18 protein-coding genes are annotated in these 21,019 nt (G+C 64.3%); 10 read left to right on the top strand and 8 right to left on the bottom strand.

Going from position 1 to position 21,019, the window contains the following annotated elements; genetic code table 11:
- Positions 1-38 precede the first annotated feature (38 nt).
- Positions 39-815, bottom strand: coding sequence for an LPS export ABC transporter ATP-binding protein (lptB, locus tag AC3WLM_RS07400; protein ID WP_039333545.1), 777 nt, complete (start codon positions 813-815; stop codon positions 39-41).
- Positions 816-1,043: 228 nt separating this feature from the next.
- Here lptB and AC3WLM_RS07395 point away from each other — a divergent pair, with 228 nt between their 5' ends.
- On the top strand, positions 1,044-1,409 hold the full coding sequence (locus AC3WLM_RS07395) for a hypothetical protein (RefSeq protein WP_492477025.1): 366 nt from the start codon (positions 1,044-1,046) through the stop codon (positions 1,407-1,409).
- Positions 1,410-1,498: 89 nt separating this feature from the next.
- Complete coding sequence (locus AC3WLM_RS07390) at positions 1,499-2,845, top strand: TldD/PmbA family protein (RefSeq protein WP_492477024.1); 1,347 nt, start codon at positions 1,499-1,501, stop codon at positions 2,843-2,845.
- Between the two features lie 62 nt (positions 2,846-2,907).
- On the opposite strand, the gene ppa is transcribed toward AC3WLM_RS07390, so the two are convergent.
- From ppa to AC3WLM_RS07370, 4 genes are all read right to left on the bottom strand, one after another.
- Positions 2,908-3,444, bottom strand: coding sequence for an inorganic diphosphatase (ppa, locus tag AC3WLM_RS07385; RefSeq protein ID WP_039333549.1), 537 nt, complete (start codon positions 3,442-3,444; stop codon positions 2,908-2,910).
- 85 nt (positions 3,445-3,529) lie between these two features.
- On the bottom strand, positions 3,530-3,778 hold the full coding sequence (locus AC3WLM_RS07380) for a DUF1345 domain-containing protein (RefSeq protein WP_492478102.1): 249 nt from the start codon (positions 3,776-3,778) through the stop codon (positions 3,530-3,532).
- 29 nt (positions 3,779-3,807) lie between these two features.
- On the bottom strand, positions 3,808-4,179 hold the full coding sequence (locus AC3WLM_RS07375) for a DUF1345 domain-containing protein (protein ID WP_492477023.1): 372 nt from the start codon (positions 4,177-4,179) through the stop codon (positions 3,808-3,810).
- Between the two features lie 4 nt (positions 4,180-4,183).
- Positions 4,184-6,142 carry a M61 family metallopeptidase gene (locus AC3WLM_RS07370; protein WP_492477022.1) on the bottom strand — a complete coding sequence of 653 codons (1,959 nt, stop codon included), beginning with the start codon at positions 6,140-6,142 and terminating at the stop codon, positions 4,184-4,186.
- Positions 6,143-6,243: 101 nt separating this feature from the next.
- On the opposite strand from AC3WLM_RS07370, the gene hisS reads away from it, so the two are divergent.
- From hisS to metK, 6 genes are all read left to right on the top strand, one after another.
- The gene (gene hisS / locus AC3WLM_RS07365) at positions 6,244-7,491 is read left to right on the top strand and encodes a histidine--tRNA ligase (RefSeq protein WP_492477021.1); all 1,248 of its coding nucleotides are present in this window, start codon (positions 6,244-6,246) and stop codon (positions 7,489-7,491) included.
- 118 nt (positions 7,492-7,609) lie between these two features.
- The gene (gene prfA / locus AC3WLM_RS07360) at positions 7,610-8,674 is read left to right on the top strand and encodes a peptide chain release factor 1 (RefSeq protein WP_492477020.1); all 1,065 of its coding nucleotides are present in this window, start codon (positions 7,610-7,612) and stop codon (positions 8,672-8,674) included.
- Between the two features lie 9 nt (positions 8,675-8,683).
- The gene (gene prmC, locus AC3WLM_RS07355; protein ID WP_492477019.1) at positions 8,684-9,550 is read left to right on the top strand and encodes a peptide chain release factor N(5)-glutamine methyltransferase; all 867 of its coding nucleotides are present in this window, start codon (positions 8,684-8,686) and stop codon (positions 9,548-9,550) included.
- Between the two features lie 205 nt (positions 9,551-9,755).
- On the top strand, positions 9,756-10,769 hold the full coding sequence (locus AC3WLM_RS07350) for a DUF4167 domain-containing protein (RefSeq protein ID WP_492477018.1): 1,014 nt from the start codon (positions 9,756-9,758) through the stop codon (positions 10,767-10,769).
- Positions 10,770-10,829: 60 nt separating this feature from the next.
- The gene (gene lnt, locus AC3WLM_RS07345) at positions 10,830-12,422 is read left to right on the top strand and encodes an apolipoprotein N-acyltransferase (protein WP_492477017.1); all 1,593 of its coding nucleotides are present in this window, start codon (positions 10,830-10,832) and stop codon (positions 12,420-12,422) included.
- Positions 12,423-12,493: 71 nt separating this feature from the next.
- The gene (gene metK, locus AC3WLM_RS07340; protein WP_492477016.1) at positions 12,494-13,705 is read left to right on the top strand and encodes a methionine adenosyltransferase; all 1,212 of its coding nucleotides are present in this window, start codon (positions 12,494-12,496) and stop codon (positions 13,703-13,705) included.
- 39 nt (positions 13,706-13,744) lie between these two features.
- Here the strand turns inward: metK and AC3WLM_RS07335 are convergent, their stop codons facing one another.
- Together AC3WLM_RS07335 and AC3WLM_RS07330 are read right to left on the bottom strand one after the other, a co-directional pair.
- A complete protein-coding gene (locus AC3WLM_RS07335; RefSeq protein ID WP_492477015.1) occupies positions 13,745-15,043 on the bottom strand; it encodes an acyl-CoA dehydrogenase family protein in 1,299 nt (432 codons plus the stop codon).
- Complete coding sequence (locus AC3WLM_RS07330; protein ID WP_492477014.1) at positions 15,043-16,362, bottom strand: phosphotransferase; 1,320 nt, start codon at positions 16,360-16,362, stop codon at positions 15,043-15,045. The genes AC3WLM_RS07335 and AC3WLM_RS07330 overlap by 1 nt, the downstream gene beginning before the upstream one ends.
- Before the next feature lie 217 nt (positions 16,363-16,579).
- On the opposite strand from AC3WLM_RS07330, the gene AC3WLM_RS07325 reads away from it, so the two are divergent.
- Positions 16,580-17,548, top strand: coding sequence for a class A beta-lactamase (locus AC3WLM_RS07325; RefSeq protein ID WP_039333568.1), 969 nt, complete (start codon positions 16,580-16,582; stop codon positions 17,546-17,548).
- 167 nt (positions 17,549-17,715) lie between these two features.
- Here AC3WLM_RS07325 and AC3WLM_RS07320 read toward each other — a convergent pair whose 3' ends face one another.
- Positions 17,716-17,901: a hypothetical protein gene (locus AC3WLM_RS07320; protein ID WP_039333570.1), complete on the bottom strand. Its 186-nt coding sequence runs from the start codon at positions 17,899-17,901 to the stop codon at positions 17,716-17,718.
- 280 nt (positions 17,902-18,181) lie between these two features.
- On the opposite strand from AC3WLM_RS07320, the gene polA reads away from it, so the two are divergent.
- Positions 18,182-21,019, top strand: a complete 2,838-nt coding sequence (gene polA / locus AC3WLM_RS07315) for a DNA polymerase I (RefSeq protein WP_492477013.1) — start codon at positions 18,182-18,184, stop codon at positions 21,017-21,019.

Raw genomic sequence — 21,019 nt, 5'->3', positions numbered from 1 at the left:
AGACTCCCCCCGAGTCCCGCATCAGTTGCCGCTCTGCCTCACAGGGTGAAACCCTCGCCCAGATAAAGCCTGCGGACGTTGGCGTCGGCAACAAGCGCTTCGGGGCTGCCTGCAAAAAGTACCTGCCCGCCGTAGATGATGCAGGCGCGATCCACGATATCGAGTGTTTCGCGCACGTTGTGGTCGGTGATCAGGACGCCGATACCGCGCCCCTTGAGGTCCTTTACCAGATGGCGGATGTCGCTGATCGAAAGCGGGTCGATCCCGGCGAAGGGCTCGTCCAGCAGGATGATCGACGGGCGCGCCGCCAAGGCGCGGGCGATCTCGCAGCGCCTGCGCTCCCCGCCTGAAAGCGCCATGGCCGGGCTGGAGCGCAGCCGGGTCAGCCCGAATTCGTCGAGCAGACGTTCAAGCTCGGAGTCGCGGGTCGCCTTGTCCGGCTCGATCAGTTCGAGCACGGTTGAAATGTTCTGCTCGACAGTCATGCCGCGGAAAATCGAGGTTTCCTGCGGCAGGTACCCGAGGCCGAGGATCGAGCGCCGGTACATCGGCAGCTTGGTGATATCGACACCATCGAGCAGGATGCGGCCCGAATCAGGGCGCACGAGACCCATGATCGAATAGAAGCAGGTGGTCTTTCCCGCGCCGTTGGGGCCCAGCAGGCCCAGCACTTCGCCCTTGCCAACGGAAAGGGAGATGTCGGTGAGAACCGCGCGCTTGTCATAGGATTTGGCGATCGACACGACTTCGAGCCCGCCCTGCGGGATCGGCGGGGCGGCATTCGCGGGTGCGGCAGTCTTTTCGATCACGGTCATCGCTTCGGCTCTGCAGTTTCAGGCGCTTGGCTCTTCCATTAACGCCTCATCGCGATGCGGCAAACCCCGCGCCGCGCATTTGGCAGGATTTATGCATGGTCTGCCTTGTCGAGACGTGAACGCGCAAGGCGTGCCTCGGCGGAACACTCCAGATTGGAATTGATCTTGCAGGTTCGCCTGCCGCATGATCTACTGCTTTCGGAGCAGGGTAGCACAAGGAACGGAGCCATGAACAAGGCCCTCCATTCGCAGGCGGCAAAGTCCGCGGCGATCGACTGGCGCAAGAAGATGAGCAACAACGTTGCCTACGGGCTGCTGGTCTACACCGCGTTGCAGATCTTCGTCACCATGCACGAGCTGCAGGACCAGAGCGCCTCGATCCTTCCAGTCTTCGTGCTGGTGGTGCTGGTTGCGGCCATCATCCCGCTGTTCCGCCATTTCGAGCGCCGCTGGGAGCATCTGAGCGACGACCAGGCGCATGACATGGCGTTCGCCGCGGCATTCAAGCGAGACCAGATCAGGGTCTGGGCGCTTGCGGCGCTGTTGCCATTCCTGATTACTGGCATCTTCAAGGCGCTTGCCGCATTCTTCTGAACCGAAGTCGGCTTCCTGACCTATAGATTGCCCCCGCCCGTTGAGGGCGCTAGACCCCGCAGCCTTCCCGCTTGCGAAAAGGTCTGTTCATGCTGTCACCCGCCGAAGCCCAGGAGCGCTGCGAAGCGCTGATCGCGCGTGCGCGCCGTGCCGGGGCCGATGCGGGCGATGCCGTCTACCTTGGCAACTCTTCGGAATCGGTCTCGGTCCGTCTTGGCGCGCTCGAGGATGTGGAACGGTCCGAGTCCGAAAACATCGGCCTGCGCGTCTTTGTCGGCGGAGCATCGGCCTCGATCGGCTCAACCGATCTAGGCGACGCTGCGCTCGATGAACTGGCCAGCCGGGCCGTTGCCATGGCAAGGCTCGCTCCGGCAGACCCGTTTGCAGGTCTCGCCCCCGAAGAACTCTTGCTGCAGGGTCTCGCCCCCGACCTAGATCTTGATGACGGGACCGAACCCAGCCCCGCAGACCTTCGCCGCCTCGCCGAAGAAGCCGAAGAAGCCGCCCGCGCCATCCCCGGGGTGACCAACAGCGAGGGCGGCGGGGCCAGCGCTGGCCGCGGGCTGTTCGCACTGGCCACCAGCCACGGCTTCTCCGGTGCCTATGCCGCCTCCAGCCACAGCATCTCGGCAAGTGTCGTCGCTGGCGAAGGCGGCAACATGCAGCGCGACTACTCCTGGCGCAGCACCCGCTATGCCGCGGACCTCAAAGGCCCTGCCGACATCGGTCGCGAAGCGGGTGAGAGGGCCGTACGCCGCCTGAATCCAGGACGGGTCAAGTCCGGCCCGATGCCGGTCGTGTTCGACCCGCGCGTCGCCAATTCGTTGGTCGGCCATCTGCTGGGAGCAATGAGCGGAGCCTCGATTGCCCGTCGCGCCAGCTTCCTGCTCGATCGCGATGGCCAGAAGTTGTTCGACAGTGCGATCACCATCTCGGACAATCCGCTGGCGCTACGCGGTATGCGCTCGCGCCCGTTCGATGGCGAAGGACTGCCCACCGCACCGCGCAAGCTGATCGATGCAGGGCGACTGACCGGCTGGCTCATGGATTCGGCCGCAGCACGCCAGCTGGGTGCAATGCCGACCGGCCATGCCTCGCGCGGGTCTTCGGGCGCGCCGCACGTGACGTCCAGCAATGTCGTGCTAGAAGCCGGCACCGTCACGCCAGCCCAGCTGATGGCCGACATTGCCGATGGCGTTTATGTTACCGAACTGATCGGGCAGGGCGTCAACGGCGTAACTGGCGACTACAGCCGTGGGGCTTCGGGCTTCCACATCGTGAATGGCGAACTGGCGGGGCCAATTGCAGAATTTACGGTGGCGGGGAATCTCATCGATATGTTCGCTGCATTGACCGCAGCTGACGACCTCGACGTTTATCGCGGCATCGATACGCCAACCCTGCGTGTCGACGGCATGAGCGTGGCGGGCGATTGAAACGAGAGAGGGCGCAAGGTCGGCAGACCCCGCGCCCTCCATCTTGCGCAAGCTTGTAAAGCTCAGCCCTTGGCCGACTTTGCGCGTTCGATCGCTTCGATCGTGATGCGCCTTGCATCATCGGCACCACCCCAGGTGCCAACGCGTACCCACTTGTCCTTTTCCAGGTCCTTGTAGTGGGTGAAGAAGTGCTCGATCTGCTGCATGACGATCTCGGGCAGGTCTTCGCGTTCCTTCACGTCCGAATAATACGGGAAGGTTGAATCGACCGGAACGCAAACCAGCTTTTCGTCGCCGCCATGTTCGTCCTCGAGGTTGAGTACGGCGATTGGACGGGCGCGGACGACGGAGCCGGCGAGGAACGGCGAGCGCGCGATCACCAGTGCGTCGAGCGGATCGCCATCGGGTGAAAGGGTGTGCGGCACGAAGCCGTAGTTGGCAGGATAGCGCATCGGCGTGTGCAGGATGCGGTCGACGAACAACGCGCCCGATGCCTTGTCGAATTCGTACTTGACCGGCTCGCCGCCGACGGGAACCTCGATGATGACGTTGAGGCTTTCCGGCGGATTGTCACCGGTGGGAATCATGTCGATGCGCATCTTTGGCCCTGTTCATTGGGTGGAGAGAATGCGCCGCCACTAGCGAAGCCGCTTTTGCACCGCAACAAGACTTATGGCGAAACCCCTATCCTAGGGCGTTTATGGTGAAGGCAATTACGCCGATGTTGAACACGGACGCCGCGAACGAGTGCAGCGTGGCAATGCGGCGCACCGTCTTGCTGGTGATCTCGGTGTCCGATGTCTGGAAAGTCATGCCGAGCGTGAAGCTGAAATAGGCAAAGTCCAGGTAGTCGGGCGTCTTCGTGCCCGGAAAGTCGATCCCACCGGCGTCCTTGCCATCGCGGCTGGTGTAGAACAGGTGCGCATAGTGCAGGGCATAGACCGAGTTGGCGAACAGCCAGGTCAGCAGCAGCGTGCCGACGAGCTTGACCTGGCCAACCGGTCTCCGCCCGAGGCGCGTGGCAGCTCGCCGGAAATGGCGGCAAGGACCACCATGGTCACGATCGTGGTGATCGCTAGCACGAGCACACGATTGGCATCGTTCGCCGTGGCGTGGGCGCGCATCTGCGTTACGTCGCTGTCCCGCAGCAGCGGCAGCAAGGAAAGCAGGAAGACGCCTGCTGCAAGATCGAAACTCAATGCTGCCGCGTCGGCAATCTGCTTTGCGCCGGGGATCTGCAAGTAGCCGCAGAAAGCGGCCAGGAGCAGGACAAGAAACAGGACGAAGCGCGGCGGCGCCAGCCGGTTGCCCAGCGTGACGCCGCCACGGCTCACAGGCTTACTTTTTCTTCGCCGCAGCCGCGCCCGGACGCTTCGGCGTCAGCAGCAGGTCGAGGCCGGTGGGCGCCTTGCCCGGTGCAACACGTTCGAGCCAAGGGTAGCGCAGGCCATCCTTGTAATCGATCTTCACCGTTTCGAACCGGTTGCCGCGCTTGACCAGCAGTTCGAGGGGCTGACCCTTTTCGCCCTTTGCCGCAGTGACCGCCTTTTTCATGTCATCAGCACTGTAGGCCGTGCCATTGATTGCCATGATCTGCGTGCCGGTCACGATGCCGGCGTTGAACGCCGGACTGTCCCAGCGGGTGCCGGTAACCTTGCCGTCCTTGTCAAGCGAGATGCCGACCGAGTTGGCAAGGCTCAGGCCCTTCCCGAAGTCCATTGCGGCCTTCATGTAGGGGTTCGGCTCCTCCTTCCAGACAAGCTTGTAGCCCCCCTTCTCGATTCCGTTCAGCGGCGCGGGCTGGCCCGGCTGATTGATGCGGGTGTCGATCAGCTTGGCCCAGTCATAGGGGTAGAGCGCGTTCAGCTTGGTCACGATCTCGTCCACCTCGAACGGGATCTGGCCATAGTCGCCCGGATTCATGCCGAAGAACGCCTTGGCGAAATCGTCGATCGACTTCTTGCCGCCGGTGCCTTCGCGCAGGATCTGGTCGATCTCAAGCCAGACCAGCGCGCCTTCGGTGTAGTAGTCTTCATTGCGGGCGAGCGAGGAGTAAGGCTTGGGCTTGCGCGAGGCGAAGACAGGATCGAAGCCTGTATCCTCGACCGAGCGCCAGTCACGACCCGGCTGCTGAGTATAGCCGCCGGCCCACGCTGCCAGCATGCCGAGCACCGTATCCTTGCCCTGCATGCCCGAACGCGCGGCAAGAACTGCCCCCCAGAACTGGTCCTGGCCTTCGTAGGTCCACAGCAGGTCACCCTGCATCGGCTGACGATAATCGGGCGTCCACAGGCGCGCCGGGCGGCGGAATTTGCCTGACCACGAGTGTGCATATTCGTGCGGCAGCAGGTTGCGGTCCCATTCCTGCTTGGCCCACTCCGTAAAGGCTTCCGGCTCCAGCTGGTTCTCGCTTGACCGGTGATGCTCGAGGCCGATGCCGCCGATCTTGTCGGACAGGGCGAGGAGGAACTCGTAATGGTCAAAGTGGTTGGCGCCGAATGCCAGCTTCGCTTCCTGTACCAGGGCGCTGTGGGCAGCAATGTGTTCCGGCTTGGCTTCGAGCTGCTCAGGCTTGTCGGCCACGACGTTGAGCGTGACGTTCTGCCCGAGGTCCCACTTCTTGAAGTACTTGCCGGCGAAGATCGGCGAATCGACCAGCGTCTCGTAGTCGGTTTCGGCCCAGGTCACGCGGTTGCCGCTCATGCTCATTCCGTCGAGAGCGGTGGCGGGCGTCCAGCCTTGCGGCAGGGTTACGGTGGGCTTCACACGGATGCGGCGCACGTAGTGGCCTGCCGGATAAAGGCTCATCTTCTCCCACTGCAGGTTGAGCATTTCGGGCGTCATCGTGATGCGCCCTTCGGCGCTTTGCAGCGGCGAGGTGTGGATCAGCTTGGCGACGACTTCCTTGGCGCCGGCCGGCAGCATGACGTGGAAGGCATAGACCTCGACCCGGTCACGCTTCCATTCTACCGGCTTGCCATCGACGAAGAACTGCACGCCGACCAGTTCGGCCAAGGGACCGCGCGGGCCATGGTTGCCAGGCAGCCACTGCGGGTAGAGCAGGATCACTTCCTTCGCGCCCGAGGCAACGGGGATGGTCTGCGTGACCTTGTAGGCACCGCGCGCCACGTCGCTCGCGTCGATATCGAGCGTCATCACGCCGGGATAGGCCACGTCCTGTGCGTCCGGCACGGTCTGCTGGATCGGCACGGCCATGGGCGCAGAATTTGCCGCAAGAGCCTGAGTTGATACGGAAAGGGCGAGGAGGAGCGGGGCTGCCGCGAGCGTCGTCTTCATGGACCGGTTAATGGCGCGAAGCCGTCACATTCGCAACCATTGTCGCCCACCTTTTTCTGACCGCTTTCCGTTTTCGCGCTTTCGGGCTAATCGCGCGCTCCATGAGCACACAGACACCGCAGGCCATCCGTGGCACCCAGGACATCTTCGGCCCCGACGCCGAGGCCTTTGCCTTCGTCGTCGAGACGTTCGAGCGCGTGCGCAAGCTCTACCGCTTCCGCCGCGTGGAAATGCCGGTGTTTGAAAAGACGGCCGTTTTCAGCCGCTCGCTGGGCGAGACGACCGACGTCGTCTCGAAAGAAATGTATTCGTTCGAGGATCGCGGTGGGGAATCCCTGACGCTGCGTCCCGAATTCACCGCCGGCATCGCCCGCGCCTACCTCACCGATGGCTGGCAGCAATACGCGCCGCTCAAGGTCGCCACGCACGGCCCGCTGTTCCGCTATGAACGCCCTCAGAAGGGCCGCTACCGCCAGTTTCACCAGATCGACGCCGAGGTGATCGGCGCGGGTGAGCCGCAGGCGGACGTCGAACTTCTCGTCATGGCCGACCAGCTCCTCAAGGAACTGGGCATTGCGGACGGTGTGACGCTGCAGCTGAACACGCTGGGCGATGGCGCCAGCCGCGAGGCTTGGCGCACGGCGCTGATCGACTACTTCCGCGCCGTGAAGGGCGAGCTGTCCGAGGACTCGCAGGACCGCCTCGAACGCAACCCCTTGCGCATCCTCGATAGCAAGGACCCGCGCGACAAGCCGTTCACCGCCGACGCGCCGAGGATCGACGATTTCCTTAGTGCCGAGGCGCAGGACTTCTTCGCGAAGGTCACCTCAGGTCTCGATGCCGCGGGCGTCGCATGGACCCGCGCTCCGGCGCTGGTGCGCGGCCTTGACTACTACCGCCACACCGCGTTCGAGTTCGTGACCGACCGCCTGGGCGCGCAGGGCACCGTCCTTGGAGGCGGCCGCTATGATGGCCTGATGGAGGCGCTGGGCGGTTCAGCGACGCCTGCTGTCGGCTGGGCTGCGGGGATCGAGCGACTGGCGATGCTGGTGGGCGAGAAGGGCGAGGCCAAGGCCGACGTAATCGTCGTGGTCGAGGACGACGCGCTGCTGACCAGCGGAATTGCGCAGGCTTCGCGATTGCGCCGGGAAGGTGTCTCCGCAGAACTCGTGGCGTCTGGCTCTGCGCGCAAGCGGTTCGACAAGGCGGTCAAGATGGGAGCTAACGCTATACTCGCGCTCGCGATGCGCGATGGGACACCAAGCATGAGGTTCCGCGCGGAAAATGAGGCGCTTACTGCCTTGAACGAGCGACTGGCGGCCTTGGTCGCCGACTTCAGCGGCAAGTGACCATGCATTACTCCGCCGCCCCGGGCCTGACCCGGGGTCCCGCTGTTCTTCTTGCGGCGCTTCACCAAGAAGCGGGATCCCGGGCCAGGGCCGGGATGACGAAGTGTGGGGGGAGTGGATGTCGGTAAGCGAAGCCCGTCTTGCCCAGATCGCCAACCGCTTTGCCGAGCTCGAGGCGCGGCTGGCTTCGGGCACGCTGGAAGGCCCGGAGTTCATCGCCGCCAGCCGCGACTATGCCGAACTGGAGCCGGTTGCCCGTGTCGCCCGCGAGATCGCGGACATGCGCGCCGAACTGTTGAGCCTTGCCGCGCTTGACGATCCCGACATGCGCGAGCTGGCGGACGAGGAGCTCCGCCGGATCAACGCCGAATTGCCTGAGGCCGAACACCGCCTCGCCCTCGCCATGCTGCCGCGCGATGCGGCGGACAGCCGCCCGGCCATGCTGGAAATACGCGCTGGCACCGGCGGCGACGAGGCCGCGCTCTTCGCTGCGGACCTCTACCGCATGTACGAACGATATGCCGCCGAGCAGGGCTGGCGGGTCGAGGTCGTCTCGGTCAACGCCAATGATCTCGGCGGCTACAAGGAAGTGGTCGCCAACGTCACGGGCAGCGGGGTCTTCGCCAAGCTCAAGTTCGAAAGCGGCGTGCACCGGGTGCAACGCGTGCCGGTGACGGAGAGTGGTGGCCGCATCCACACGTCTGCCGCGACGGTCGCCGTGTTGCCCGAACCGGACGAAGTGGACATTCGCATCGAGGACAAGGATCTCAAGATCGACGTCTACCGGGCGAGCGGCGCAGGCGGCCAGCACGTCAACACCACCGATTCCGCCGTGCGCATCACCCACGTGCCCACCGGCACGATCGTCACCTGTCAGGACGGGCGCAGCCAGCACAAGAACAAGGACAAGGCAATGCAGGTCCTGCGCGCCCGCCTGTTCGAGGCGCAGCGCGATGCTGCCCAGGGCGAAGAGGCCGAGGCGCGCAAGGCGATGGTCGGATCGGGGGACCGCTCCGAGCGCATCCGCACCTACAATTTCCCGCAAGGTCGCGTGACGGACCATCGCATCAACCTGACGCTGCACCGCCTGCCCGAAATCCTCGAGGGCCCTGGCCTTGCCGAACTGATCGATGCGCTGATCGCCGAGGACCAGGCCAAGCGGCTGGCGGCGATGGATGGGTAACAGCGCCAAGTGAAGGTTGCCGAGGCCCTGCGCGCCGCCGCCGACCGGCTTTCCGCTACATCGGACACGGCCCGCCTCGATGCCGAAGTGCTGATGGCGCATGCGCTGGGCTGTTCGCGGACCGATCTGCTGCTGCGGCACATGGCGGCGGCGGTGCCCGATGGCTTCGATGCGCTGGTCGAGCGGCGGACGGGCCATGAGCCGGTTGCTTATATTACCGGCACTGCCGAGTTCTATGGCATCGAGCTTGCCGTAAGCCCCGCCGTCCTGATCCCGCGCGGCGATACCGAAACGCTGATCGAGGCGGCACGTGAGGCGTTTGCCGGCGAGGCGCCACCCGAGCGAATTCTCGATCTCGGAACAGGCTCGGGCGCTCTGCTGCTGGCGGCGCTGTCGCTATGGCCGGACGCCGAAGGCATCGCGATCGAGCGCTCTCCCGAAGCATCGGCGGTGGCGAAAGCGAACGCCAGACGCCATGCGCCGTCTGCGCGAATCCTCGAAGGCGACTGGACACAGACGGATTGGGCGCAGGGACTGGGCAGGTTTGACCTGGTCCTCTCGAACCCGCCTTATGTCGAGGAACACGCGAATCTCGATGCATCGGTCCGCCAGTACGAGCCAGCATCCGCGCTGTTTTCCGGCCTCGACGGGCTGGACGATTACCGCATTCTGGTGCCGCAGCTTCCTGCCCTCCTCACCGCGCGGGGTATTGCCTTGGTCGAGATAGGCTGGACACAAGCCGACGCCGTTACAGACATCGCGCGCGGGGCCGGGATGTCTGCGCGGGTCCATTGCGATCTGGCAGGGCGAAAAAGGGCGGTCGAAATGGCGGTTTCTGCCAATATTCCTCTTGGCAAGGGACCTGCGGATCACTAATTGTGTTCCTAGGCAGGGGACGGACGAAGGCTTCCCGTCCCGGCCAAATCCACCATTTGCAGGGAATATCGACCAAAGGGGCCGAGACGAGCGCAGATGCTGGGAACCCCGATTCGCATGACGCGAACCGGTGGCGGAGGGTTGCGCGGCATTACGGGTTGCTCAAGCTTTACGAGAGGCCGCCCCATTTAAGGAAGTGCCTGAGTTGAATAACAATCGTGGTAACAACCGCCGTCGCGGTCGGGGCAACAACAATCGCCCCCAGAACGGTGGTCAGCAGCTCAACCGGATCGACAGCCGTGCGCGGGGCAATGCGCCCCAGATGCTGGAGAAGTATCGCAAGCTCGCGCAGGACGCCCACCTGAATGGCGACCGCGTGCAGGCCGAATACTATCTGCAATTTGCCGACCACTATTTCCGCGTGATCGCCGACACCCGCCTCCGTCAGGAAGAGCAGCGCGCCCGCCAGAACGGCGGCGAGCGCTGGCAGGATCAGGACACCGAGGAAGGCGCGGACGAATTCAGCGTCGAAGGTGATTTTCCCGCGTTCGACCGTCCGGTTTCCACGCGGCGCGAGCGTGAAGACCGCGAAGATCGTGGTGAACGTCAGGATCGGGGCGAACGCCAGGACCGTGGTGACCGCTATGAAGGTCGCCGCGATCGCGAGGACCGCCCCCGTGACGACCGCCCCCGTGACGACCGCCAACGTGACGATCGGCCCCGTGAGGATCGCCAGCGTGAAGAGCGCCCCCGTGAAGACCGGCAGCGCGACGATCGCGGTTCCGAAGAGCGCGGCACGCGTCGTGAGGGCGCCCGCCGGTTCGAGCGCAATCGCAGCCGCGATGCCGATGCGGAAGCGGTACCTGCCGAGGCTCTGCCTGGCGAAGGTGTTCCGGCCATCGAGGGTGAGCCGATTGCCGATGCCAACGACAATCCGTTCGTGACCCGGGCTACACGTGGGCTTCGCCCGCGCACCGAGCGGCGTCCGCGCGGCGCCAAGGCTGAGGCTGACGAAGCACCGGCGACGCTGGATGCCTCGTTCCTGCCGCCGTCGATCAGCGCCAAGGCCGAGGCCGAGCCCGCTCCGGTAGCAGCACCGGCCCCAGAACCCATTGCCCCCGAGTCCGTTGCCGAAGAGGCCACTGCTCCTGCACCCAAGAAGCGCGGCCGTCCGCGCAAGACTCCGGTCGCCGAAGCGACCGAGCCTGCAGAGGGTTGATTGGTGACGCCGGGATGGGCCGCTTGCGGTCTCTCCCGGCGCACCCCATAGCAGGAAGGCATGACAGCTTCCCGCTTTTCCTCCCGCTTTCGGCCTCGCCTTCCATCGTGTGACAGCCTGCTGACAATTGCCGCTGGTGGCCTTGCTGCCTGCGGTTTTCAGCCGTTGGGCCTGTGGCCGCTGACGCTGGCTGCCCTCGCGTTCCTGATCCACCGCCTCCATGTGGTAAAGACCTGGCGGCAGGCATTGCTCATCGGATGGCTGTTCGGCGTCGGGCATTTCACCGTTGGCAATGGCTGGATCGCCACGGCTTTCACCTATCAGGCGGAAATGCCAACCTGGCTTGGCTGGATCGCGGTATTCCTGCTCGCGCTCTACCTCGCGGTATTCCCGGCCTTGGCAACGTGGGGTGGCTGGTGGCTGGCAAACACCCGCAGGGCCATGCTCTTGCCGGCCTTTGCCGCGGCGTGGATCGTGTCTGAATGGCTGCGCTCGTCGGTTTTCACCGGGTTTGCGTGGAACCCGCTGGCGATGGTGACACTGGGCGGTTTCGAGCGCCCCGGGCTCGCCCTCGCTGCACAATGGTTGGGAACTTACGCCCTGTCCGGGCTTGTCGTCCTGCTGGCCGGATGGTGGCTCTTTGCGCTCCGGTCCTTCCGAAAGGGGCAAAGGTGGGCTGCGGGTGCCTACTTGCTCGGCCCTGCTGTGCTCATGGTTCTGCCACTTCATGGCGAGCGGCTTGAAGGGACCTTGCCGTTTACGCTGGTCCAGCCGGATGTGCGCCAGGACCTGCTCAACGATCCCGCCAATTTCGAGAATCAGTTCCAGAAGACGGCGAGGCTCTCTCTGACTCGCAAGCCCGGCGAGAACCGCCTTTTGCTCTGGCCTGAAAGCGGCGTGCCGGACTTTCTGCGCGAGGGCTATTCCCAGTTCTGGTACGACGAGACGACTTATGCCGGCGACCCGGTGCTGGCGCGAGAGCGGCTCGGCAAGGTCGCCGGCAAAGGTGGCCTGCTGCTGACCGGAACGACCGATCTTGCCATGGAGGGGCGCAAGGTGGCGGGCGCCTGGAATGTGGTGACGGCGCTTGATTCTGACGGGGCCATCAAGGGTTCGTACGCCAAGGCGCATCTCGTTCCTTATGGCGAGTACCTGCCGATGCGCTCACTCCTCGAACCGCTGGGTCTGTCGCGACTGGTTGCGGGCAGCCTTGATTTCTTCGCCGGGCCTGGGCCTCGCACACTCGATCTGGGCCGATATGGCAAGGCCGGGGTGCAGATCTGCTACGAGATCATCTTCTCGGGACAGGTGGTGGATCGCGCGCATCGGCCGGATTACCTGTTCAATCCGTCCAATGATGGCTGGTTCGGCGCCTGGGGGCCGCCGCAGCATCTGGCGCAGGCGCGGATGCGCGCAATAGAGGAGGGGTTGCCGGTCTTGCGGGCAACCACGACCGGCATAAGCGCGGTCGTGGATGCCGATGGCGTCGTCCGTCAGTTCGTGCCGCAACATCGCGCCGGCCGGTTGGACGGCGTGATCCCTCCGGCCCATGCGGCGACACTGTTTGCGCGCACCGGGAACATGCTCGCCCTTTTGTGGGCAGTAGCGCTTCTTTTCGTTGCACTGGTTGCAAGTGCCACGCGGAAACGCTAAGCGGGCAGGGACATAAAGCTTTCTTTATATCGCTTGTCTCAAGCACAGGCCCTCTTGGCATAGGACTCTCGATGCGCACCGATTACCTGTTCACTTCCGAATCCGTATCCGAAGGCCATCCGGACAAGGTTTCCGACCAGATTAGCGACGCGATCGTCGACCTGTTCCTGTCCAAGGATCCCGAAGCGCGCATCGCCTGCGAAACCCTGACCACCACGCAGCTTGTCGTTCTTGCCGGCGAAATCCGCTGCAAGGGCGTGTATGAGAACGGTGAATGGGCTCCGGGCGCGCAGGAAGAGATCGAGCGGACCGTGCGCGAGACGGTCAAGCGCATCGGCTATGCGCAGGACGGCTTCCACTGGGAGAAGTTCGAGTTCATCAACCGCCTGCATGGCCAGTCGGCCCACATCGCGCAGGGCGTCGATGCTGGCGAGAACAAGGACGAGGGCGCGGGCGACCAGGGCATCATGTTCGGCTATGCCACGGATGAAACGCCGGGCCTGATGCCGGCGACGCTCTACTACAGCCACAAGATTCTCGAACGCATGGCCGCCGATCGCCATTCCGGCGCCGCGCCGTTCCTCGAACCCGACGCCAAGAGCCAGGTCACGCTGCGCTATGAAGGCTCGCTGCCGGTTGCGGCCACCGCCATCGTCGTCTCGACGCAACACAAGGCAGGCTACGACGAGAACGACCCGGCCAAGCAGGCCGAACTCGAAGTTTACGTGAAGAGCGTGATTGCCGACGTGATCCCGCCGGTGCTGCTGCGCGAAACCGAATACTTCATCAACCCGACCGGCAGCTTCGAGATCGGCGGTCCTGACGGCGATGCTGGTCTGACGGGCCGCAAGATCATCGTCGACACCTATGGCGGTGCGGCTCCCCACGGCGGCGGCGCATTCTCGGGCAAGGACCCGACCAAGGTTGACCGTTCGGCTGCTTACATCACCCGCTACCTCGCCAAGAACGTGGTTGCCGCCGGCCTTGCCACGCGCTGCACCATCCAGATCGCCTATGCCATCGGCGTGTCGAAGCCGCTGTCGCTCTATGTCGACACGCACGAGACGGGCACCGTCGGCGACGACAAGATCGAGCAGGCGATCCTGGGTATTGCCAAGCTCGGGGGCCTGACCCCGCGCGCGATCCGCACGCACCTGGGGCTCAACAAGCCGATTTACCAGCCGACCGCAGCCTATGGCCATTTCGGTCGCAAGGCCGAAGGCGACTTCTTCCCCTGGGAGCGCACCGACCTCGTCGACGATCTCAAGGCGGCGCTTGCCTGAAGTGTCGGCCGGGGGAGCTGCTGACGGCTCCCCCGCCTGTCAGAACTGGCCCTTCCTCGGCCCGAGATAGCCGAACAGGAAGGCGCCGACCTTCCGCATCTGGATCTCTTCCGCGCCTTCGGTGATGCGGTAGCGGCGGTGATGCCGGAATATGTGCTCGAACGGCTTGTGGCGCGAATAGCCGATGCCCCCGTGGACCTGCATGGCACGGTCGGCGGCTTCGCAGACCAGCCGGTTCGCCCAGTAATTGCACATCGAGACCTTGTCCGAAAGTTCACGCTCGATGCGCTTGTGGCCACCCTCTTCGGCCTCGAGACGGTCCATCTCCCAGGCCGTCTTGCGGATCAGAAGGCGCAGCATCTCGCACTGCGTGGCAAGCTCCACGAGCGGGAACTGGATCGCCTGGTTGCGGGCAAGCTCCTCGCCGAAAGGCTTGCGTTCCCGCGCATAGCGCACCGACTCCTCGACGCAGAAGGTAGCCGCGCCCAGCGATGATGCTGCCTGGCGGATGCGGTTCTGGTGAACGAAGCTCTGCGCAATGGCCAGGCCTCCGCCAACGGGGCCGAGAATCGCGCTGTCCGGCACCCAGACGTTGGTGAACGAAACGCGCGGGTGGTCGGTCGGCATATTGAAGGTCCACAGGTACTCTTCGATGACCAGCCCCTCGGTCGGGTTGGGCACGAGGAAGCAGGTGATGCCGCGCGCATCGCCCGCATCGCCACTCGTCCGTGCGAAAGTGGCGCAGTGGGTGGCAACGTGCATGCCGGTGGTCCACATCTTCTCGCCATCGATGCGCCAGCCAGATACCCCGTCGCGCGTTTCCGGCACTGCGCGGGTTTCCATGTGGGTGGCGTCGGAGCCGTGATCGGGTTCGGTAAGGCCGAAGGCGGTGCGGCGCGTGCGGGCAAAGCCCCCTTCGATAAACTCCGCTTGCTGTTCCGGTGTGCCGAAATGCTCGAACATGTTCACGAACGGGAAGTTGCCGACGATCGAGTGCTCGTTCTGCAGGTCATTGTGGAGCCCCAGGCCCTTCGCCGCGAAGTGTTCGCGGATCACTGCCATCCACAGGTTCTTGCCGTCCTTGCCGCCGTACTTCTTCGGCGCGGAAAAGCGCCAGTGCCCCGCCGCATCGGCACGGCGGGTGGCTTCGACCAATAGCGCTTCCCATTCATGGCGCGGCAGGCCGCCGTTGTCGAAATCGGTGCGCGCCCATTCGCGGCGGTGGTCGAAGAAGCGGATATTGTCGTCCGCCTGTTCAAGCGGTTTGATCTCTGCCTCGATGAAGGCATCGAGTTCGGCGATGTAGGCGACGAGGTCTGGGGGAAGGTCGAAGTCCATCAGGCTTGGCTCCAGAGGATGCGGGCGGACGCCAGCGCGGGATACTTGGGCATGTCGGCGGAAAGCGTGGACAGCGTCCGGGAGCGGAGCGTGGCAAGGAGCCCTTCCGTCTGAAGTGAGTGGCGCCCGGCAAGAATGTTCTCGGCAAGGACCTTGTCCGCGGGATCTGCACGCCCGGCCAGTTCGCGGCGCACGATACCCAGCGCGTTCTGGGCGACGGCTAGCTCCCAGCGCTCACGGCCGTCGAGCTTGCCCTTGACCGTGGCGGCGAGCCATTCCGAGACAGCGGTCAGGACTTCTGTTGCCGTTGGCTCGCCCCGACTTCCGGGTGCGGGCTCGGACGCGGGAGGCAGGAAGCGCTCGCGCTCCGCCTGTGGTGCTTCGCTTTCGAGCAGCAGCAGCAGGTCGAGTTCCTGTTCCGCGCAGCGGCGGGCGACGACGACTCGCTCAAGTGACCGATCGGTGCCGGATCGCCATGATTGGCCCATCGATAGGCAGCCAAGCGCCCACCATACCGTTCGATAGACCAGCCAGAAGCGGAAGCGGACTGCATCAAACCGTTCACCGCCGGCGTCTTCATAGGCCCGGGCCAGGGTAGCCACATCGGTCAGGCCGAACCCTTGCTTGTCGAGCCTTCCGAATCGCCACACCGTCATGCAGCCATAGGCCAGGTCCTCATGCCCGTCGCCAAGATGGGCCAGTTCCCAATCGAGCACGCCGGACAGGCGCCCTGCGTCAACCATGAGGTTGCCGATGCGGAAATCGCCATGGACGACGACGGGCGATGTCGGCGAGGGCAGGTTGGTGCGAAGCCAGGCGAGGCCCAGCGCAATTACCGGTCGGTCGCCACCGGCTTCCTCGAACTGGCGGGCGAGCCCCTCCACGCCTTCCGCAGGGTCCAGCATCGGAAGGAAAGGCAGGCCTTCAGGCGAAAGGGCGTGAATGCCTGCCATTGCCGCTGCGAGATCGGATGCAAGCTCCGGAGAGGATGAGAGTGCAACTTCCGGATCGGCCGTGCCCGGCAGGCAACGCATGATGAAGCCGATGCCAAGGCCATCCGCGCTCGCAAGTTCGGCGACGACTTCCGGCGCTTTCACGCCGGACGCGTGTGCCTGCCGGATCAGTTCGGCTTCACCATCCATCCCGAGCGGACGCGCCGCGATCCATTCAGCCGAGGGCGCCCGGCGCAACACGAACCGCCCATCTCCACAGGCAAACGCCCATGATTCCATGTTTGCGCCGCCGGATAGCCGCTGCAGGCCGGTAATCCTGCCGCCGTGCCCCGCCCTTGCCATGACTGCCTCGAGCAGCGTTTCCATTGCCTCTCCACGTCCGGCTTTGCCGCCGATCCGGGGGCACTATCCTTAACCGATCGATTAAAGTCCAGCGCGAATCGCCACTCGCGAATGGTTCCCGCAGCTTGCGCCCATCCGCGCGATGGATGCGCCGAGATGGTCCGAAAGGCACTTTGCCTTAGAATCACAACGCGATACTTGTGTTAAAGACGGATAAACCGGGGTCGGGGTACAAGAAGGCATGAAGTTCCGCACCGCACGAATCATCGCCGCATTGATGGTGGCGGCCCCTGCGCTGGTCGCCACGGTCCCCGCAGTGCAGAGCCGCGCTACGGTTTCGCTTCAGGATCAGCGCGATCAGGCGATCCAGCAGCAGGTGGCCGCGATTGCCGCAGAGGGGCGGGGGCGCATCGGCGTGGCCGCCATGGACCTCGATGGGGGCGGTCAGATTTTCGTGAATGCCGACATGCCGTTCCCGATGGCCAGCACGGCCAAGATTGCGGTCGCGGCCACGTTCCTCGATCTTGTCGAGAAGGGCAATGCGCGGCTCGACCAGCAATTTCCCATGATGATGCCGGTGCGCGAAACCGGCGCGCGCAGTGCCGAAGCGCCGCTTCGCTCAGGCCAGATCATGACCGCGCAGAGCCTGATGGAGCTTTCCATCACGCGCAGCCACAACGAGGCTACCGACGGATTGATCCAGGCGGTTGGCGGTTACGACAAGGTCAATCGTTGGCTCACGTCCAAGGGCATTACCGGCCAGCGGCTCGACCATACAATGGCAACGCTGGTTCGCGACGATGGCAAGGTCGACGCCGCGCGGGTGATTGATGTGCGCACCTCGAGCACGCCGCGCGCCATGCTTGCGTTGCTGGCCGCCATCGATCGGGGCAATGCCTTGAGTCCGGAAAGCCGAGCCGTGCTGCTCGATACCATGACCCGGACCAGCACGGGCAAGAACCGGATTCGTGCCGGACTGCCTGCGGGTACGCTCGTCGCCCACAAGACGGGCACGCTGTTCGGAGTGACGGACGATGTTGGTATCGTGCGTTTGCCTGATGGCAGGCACCTTGCCGTGGTATTCTTTGTGACCGGGCCCGAAGGTCACACTGCTCACGCCGGTCTGATCGCCCGCATGATGCGCACGATATATGATGGCTACAGCACACCGGTGGCCAAGAGCACGCAGGACCTTGTTCGCCGCCGCTAGGCTCTAAGCCTGAAACACCTACCAAACGCAAAAACGAGGGGCGGCAAGGCGATCTTGCCGCCCCCGTTTTTTGCGCGCCATCAGCCCGGCATACCGCAAAGAGAAAGGGGCGCGATCCGAAGACCACGCCCCTTCTATCTCATGTAACCTGCCCTTGCGGGCGGGGATTACATCGAAGCAGCTTCGCTCGCTTCAGCCGAAGCGTCGGCAGCAGGAGCCGAAGCGTCAGCAGCGACTTCCGAAGCAGCTTCCGAAGCAGCAGCGGTTTCGGTGGCTTCAGCAGCCGGCTTTTCCGAGCAGCCAGCGAGAGCGAAGGCGGTGCCGGCGACAGCGGCGAGGATGAGCTTGCGCATGCGTTACAATCCCTGGATTGAAGTGACCAGCGCCGGGCAAGCAGCCCGCCGCAAAGCCTACTCAAGCGGTAGACTTCGCGACCCAATTAATCGGCAATTCATCGCGTTGCAAGCACAAGACGTATGCATTGTGTCACAGTTTAGCCCGTGTTTGGGCCGAACCGCCTTTTTTTTGCCCGATTTCCGTGCGTTGAGCCGAGGCTTGCATGCGCCGGGTTGAGTTCCGACCACCCTGCAGCAAGGCGATGACGCGGGCATCGCGCCCTGCTAACACCCCCCGATGAGCGAAAAGCAGCATCTCTATCTGGTCGACGGGTCGGCCTATATTTTCCGCGCCTATCATCGCCTCCCGCCGCTGACGAATCCGCAAGGAACGCCGGTTGGCGCGGTCTACGGCTATACGACGATGCTGTGGAAACTGGCCGAGGACCTGCACAAGGCGGATGGGCCGACGCACCTTGCTGTCATTCTCGACAAGGCCGGCACGTCGTTCCGGAACGACCTCTACGACCAGTACAAGGCCAACCGCCCGCCCCCGCCCGAAGATCTCGTCCCGCAGTTCCCGCTGATCCGCGATGCAACACGTGCGTTCAGCCTCGCCTGCATCGAGGAGGACGCGCTTGAGGCCGATGACCTGATTGCTTCCTACGCGCGGGCAGCGACATTGCGCGGTTGGGACGTGACGATCGTTTCCTCCGACAAGGATCTGATGCAACTGGTCGGCAAGTGCGCCACCGGTGGTGGCTGCATCGACATGCTGGACACGATGAAGAACCAGCGCATCGACATTCCCGAAGTAGTCGAGAAGTTCGGCGTGCCGCCGGAAAAGGTCGGTGACGTCCTGGCGCTGATGGGCGATTCGGTCGACAACGTGCCCGGCATTCGCGGCATCGGCCCGAAGACCGCCACCAAGCTGATCCAGGAATACGGCGATCTCGAATCCGCGCTGGCTGCGGCCCCTGCGATGAAGGCGAGCAAGCTGCGCGAGAGCCTGATCGAGCAGGCCGAGATGGCCCGCCTTTCCCGCGTGCTGGTGCAGCTCAAGGAAGATTGCCCGCTGCCGATTCCGATCGAGGACTTTGCCCTCGGCCAGATCCCCCGCGATCCGCTTGCAGCGTTTCTGGAGGAGCACGGTTTCACCAGCCTGCTGCGTCGTCTTGACGACGGCAAGGGCAGCCCGGGGCCAAAGACCCAGCTCAATCCCGCCAAGCCCGAAAACATGGCGGCTCCGGCCGCACCTGCGGGCAACCGGCAGTTGCTGCCGTCATGGCCGGCGGTCGATCTTGGCGCCTATGCCTGCATCCAGTCGATGGGCGAGCTGCAGCAGTGGATCGCGCGGGCGTTCGAAGCGCGGGTGGTGGCGATCGATACGGAAACGAGCGCGCTTGACGCAATGCGCGCCAGCCTGGTCGGCGTGAGCCTTGCGCTTGGGCCGAACGATGCCTGCTACATTCCGCTCGGCCATGGCGGCGCGGACATGTTTGCGGAAAGGCCGGTGCAGATCGATCGCGCCGAGGCACTGGCCGCACTGAAGCCGCTCCTGGAAAGTGACGCGGTGTTGAAGGTCGGCCAGAACATCAAATACGACATCAACATCCTTGCGCGCCACGGCGTCCATGTCGCGCCGATCGACGATACCATGGTGATGAGCTTCTGCCTTGATGCCGGACGCAGCGAGACCGGCCTTGCCGGCCACGGCATGGACGAACTGGCAGAGCGGCACCTGCTGCACACCACGATGAAGTTCAAGGACCTGTGCGGCACCGGCAAGAAGGCGATCTCGTTCGCCGAAGTGCCGCTGGCCGACGCCACGCGCTATGCCGCAGAGGACGCCGACGTCACGTGGCGCCTGCATCGCCTGTTCCAGCCGCGGCTGGTCGACGAGGCGGGCATGCGAATCTACCAGAAGGTCGATCGTCCGCTCGTGCCGGTCGTCGCGATGATGGAACGTAACGGCATCAAGGTGGACCGCGAGCGGTTGTCCGGCCTCTCCACAGAGTTTGCCGCCCAGATCGCGCGCCTCGAAAGCGTGATCTTCGAGAAATGCGGACAGAGCTTCACCATCGGGAGCCCCAAGCAACTGGGCGAGATCCTGTTCGACAAGCTCGGCTACAAGGGTGGCAAGAAGGGCAAGACCGGGCAGTACTCCACCGACCAGTCGGTGCTCGAAGGTCTGGCCGGGCAAGGGGCGGAAGTGGCGACGCTGGTGCTGGAATGGCGCCAACTGTCCAAGCTCAAGTCGACCTATACCGATGCGCTGCAGGCCGCGATCAATCCCGAGACCGGGCGCGTGCACACCAGCTACAGTCTCGTCGGTGCGCAGACCGGGCGTCTCTCGTCGAACGAACCCAACCTGCAGAACATCCCGATCCGAACCGAGATCGGCCGCCAGATCCGCGATGCCTTCGTTGCCGAGCCCGGCAATGTGCTGCTGGCCGCGGACTACAGCCAGATCGAACTGCGCCTTGCCGCGCACATGGCCGATGTGCCGGCGCTGAAGGAAGCCTTCGCTGCCGGAGAGGACATCCACGCGCGCACCGCAATGGAGATGTTCGGCACCGTCGATCGTGACACCCGGGGAAGGGCCAAGACGATCAACTTCGCCATCCTCTACGGCATCAGCCGCTGGGGCCTGGGGGGGCGTCTGGGCGTTAGCGCGGACGAGGCGCAGGCCATGATCGACCGCTACTTCGAACGCTTCCCCGGCATCCAGCGCTACATCCACGAAACATTGGAGAGCGTGCGCGAGTGTGGCTATTCGCAGACGCTGTTCGGCCGCAAGACGTGGTTCCCGCGCATCGGCTCAAAGAACCAGGCCGAACGCCAGGGCAGCGAGCGTGCCGCAATCAACGCTCCGATCCAGGGCACCAGCGCCGACATCATCAAGCGCGCCATGGCCCGGATGATGCCGGCCCTTGCCCAAGCAGGCTTGCCCCGCGTGAAGATGCTGCTGCAGGTCCACGACGAACTCGTCTTCGAGCTGCCGGAAGGCGATGTGGAGGAAGCCAGGCCGGTGATCGAGCGGGTCATGGCGACGGCGGCCGAGCCTGCGGTGAAGCTCAGTGTGCCGCTTGGCGTGGAGATCGGAACCGGCCTGTCATGGGGCGCAGCGCACTGA

The sequence above is a fragment of the Novosphingobium sp. FW305-C-30-35 genome (genome assembly GCF_058783135.1).
The sequence above is the reverse complement of the archived record's forward strand: the minus strand, read 5'-3'. Positions and strand labels throughout refer to the sequence as shown.

Excerpts from the sequence above, each read along its gene's own strand:
- AC3WLM_RS07370 (WP_492477022.1), bottom strand. The coding sequence starts at position 6,142 with ATGAAGACGACGCTCGCGGCAGCCCCGCTCCTCCTCGCCCTTTCCGTA.
- AC3WLM_RS07330 (WP_492477014.1), bottom strand. The coding sequence starts at position 16,362 with ATGGAAACGCTGCTCGAGGCAGTCATGGCAAGGGCGGGGCACGGCGGC.
- metK (WP_492477016.1), top strand. The coding sequence starts at position 12,494 with ATGCGCACCGATTACCTGTTCACTTCCGAATCCGTATCCGAAGGCCAT.
- AC3WLM_RS07325 (WP_039333568.1), top strand. The coding sequence starts at position 16,580 with ATGAAGTTCCGCACCGCACGAATCATCGCCGCATTGATGGTGGCGGCC.
- lptB (WP_039333545.1), bottom strand. The coding sequence starts at position 815 with ATGACCGTGATCGAAAAGACTGCCGCACCCGCGAATGCCGCCCCGCCG.
- ppa (WP_039333549.1), bottom strand. The coding sequence starts at position 3,444 with ATGCGCATCGACATGATTCCCACCGGTGACAATCCGCCGGAAAGCCTC.
- polA (WP_492477013.1), top strand. The coding sequence starts at position 18,182 with ATGAGCGAAAAGCAGCATCTCTATCTGGTCGACGGGTCGGCCTATATT.
- AC3WLM_RS07335 (WP_492477015.1), bottom strand. The coding sequence starts at position 15,043 with ATGGACTTCGACCTTCCCCCAGACCTCGTCGCCTACATCGCCGAACTC.
- AC3WLM_RS07390 (WP_492477024.1), top strand. The coding sequence starts at position 1,499 with ATGCTGTCACCCGCCGAAGCCCAGGAGCGCTGCGAAGCGCTGATCGCG.
- hisS (WP_492477021.1), top strand. The coding sequence starts at position 6,244 with ATGAGCACACAGACACCGCAGGCCATCCGTGGCACCCAGGACATCTTC.
- prfA (WP_492477020.1), top strand. The coding sequence starts at position 7,610 with ATGTCGGTAAGCGAAGCCCGTCTTGCCCAGATCGCCAACCGCTTTGCC.
- AC3WLM_RS07395 (WP_492477025.1), top strand. The coding sequence starts at position 1,044 with ATGAACAAGGCCCTCCATTCGCAGGCGGCAAAGTCCGCGGCGATCGAC.
- AC3WLM_RS07320 (WP_039333570.1), bottom strand. The coding sequence starts at position 17,901 with ATGCGCAAGCTCATCCTCGCCGCTGTCGCCGGCACCGCCTTCGCTCTC.
- lnt (WP_492477017.1), top strand. The coding sequence starts at position 10,830 with ATGACAGCTTCCCGCTTTTCCTCCCGCTTTCGGCCTCGCCTTCCATCG.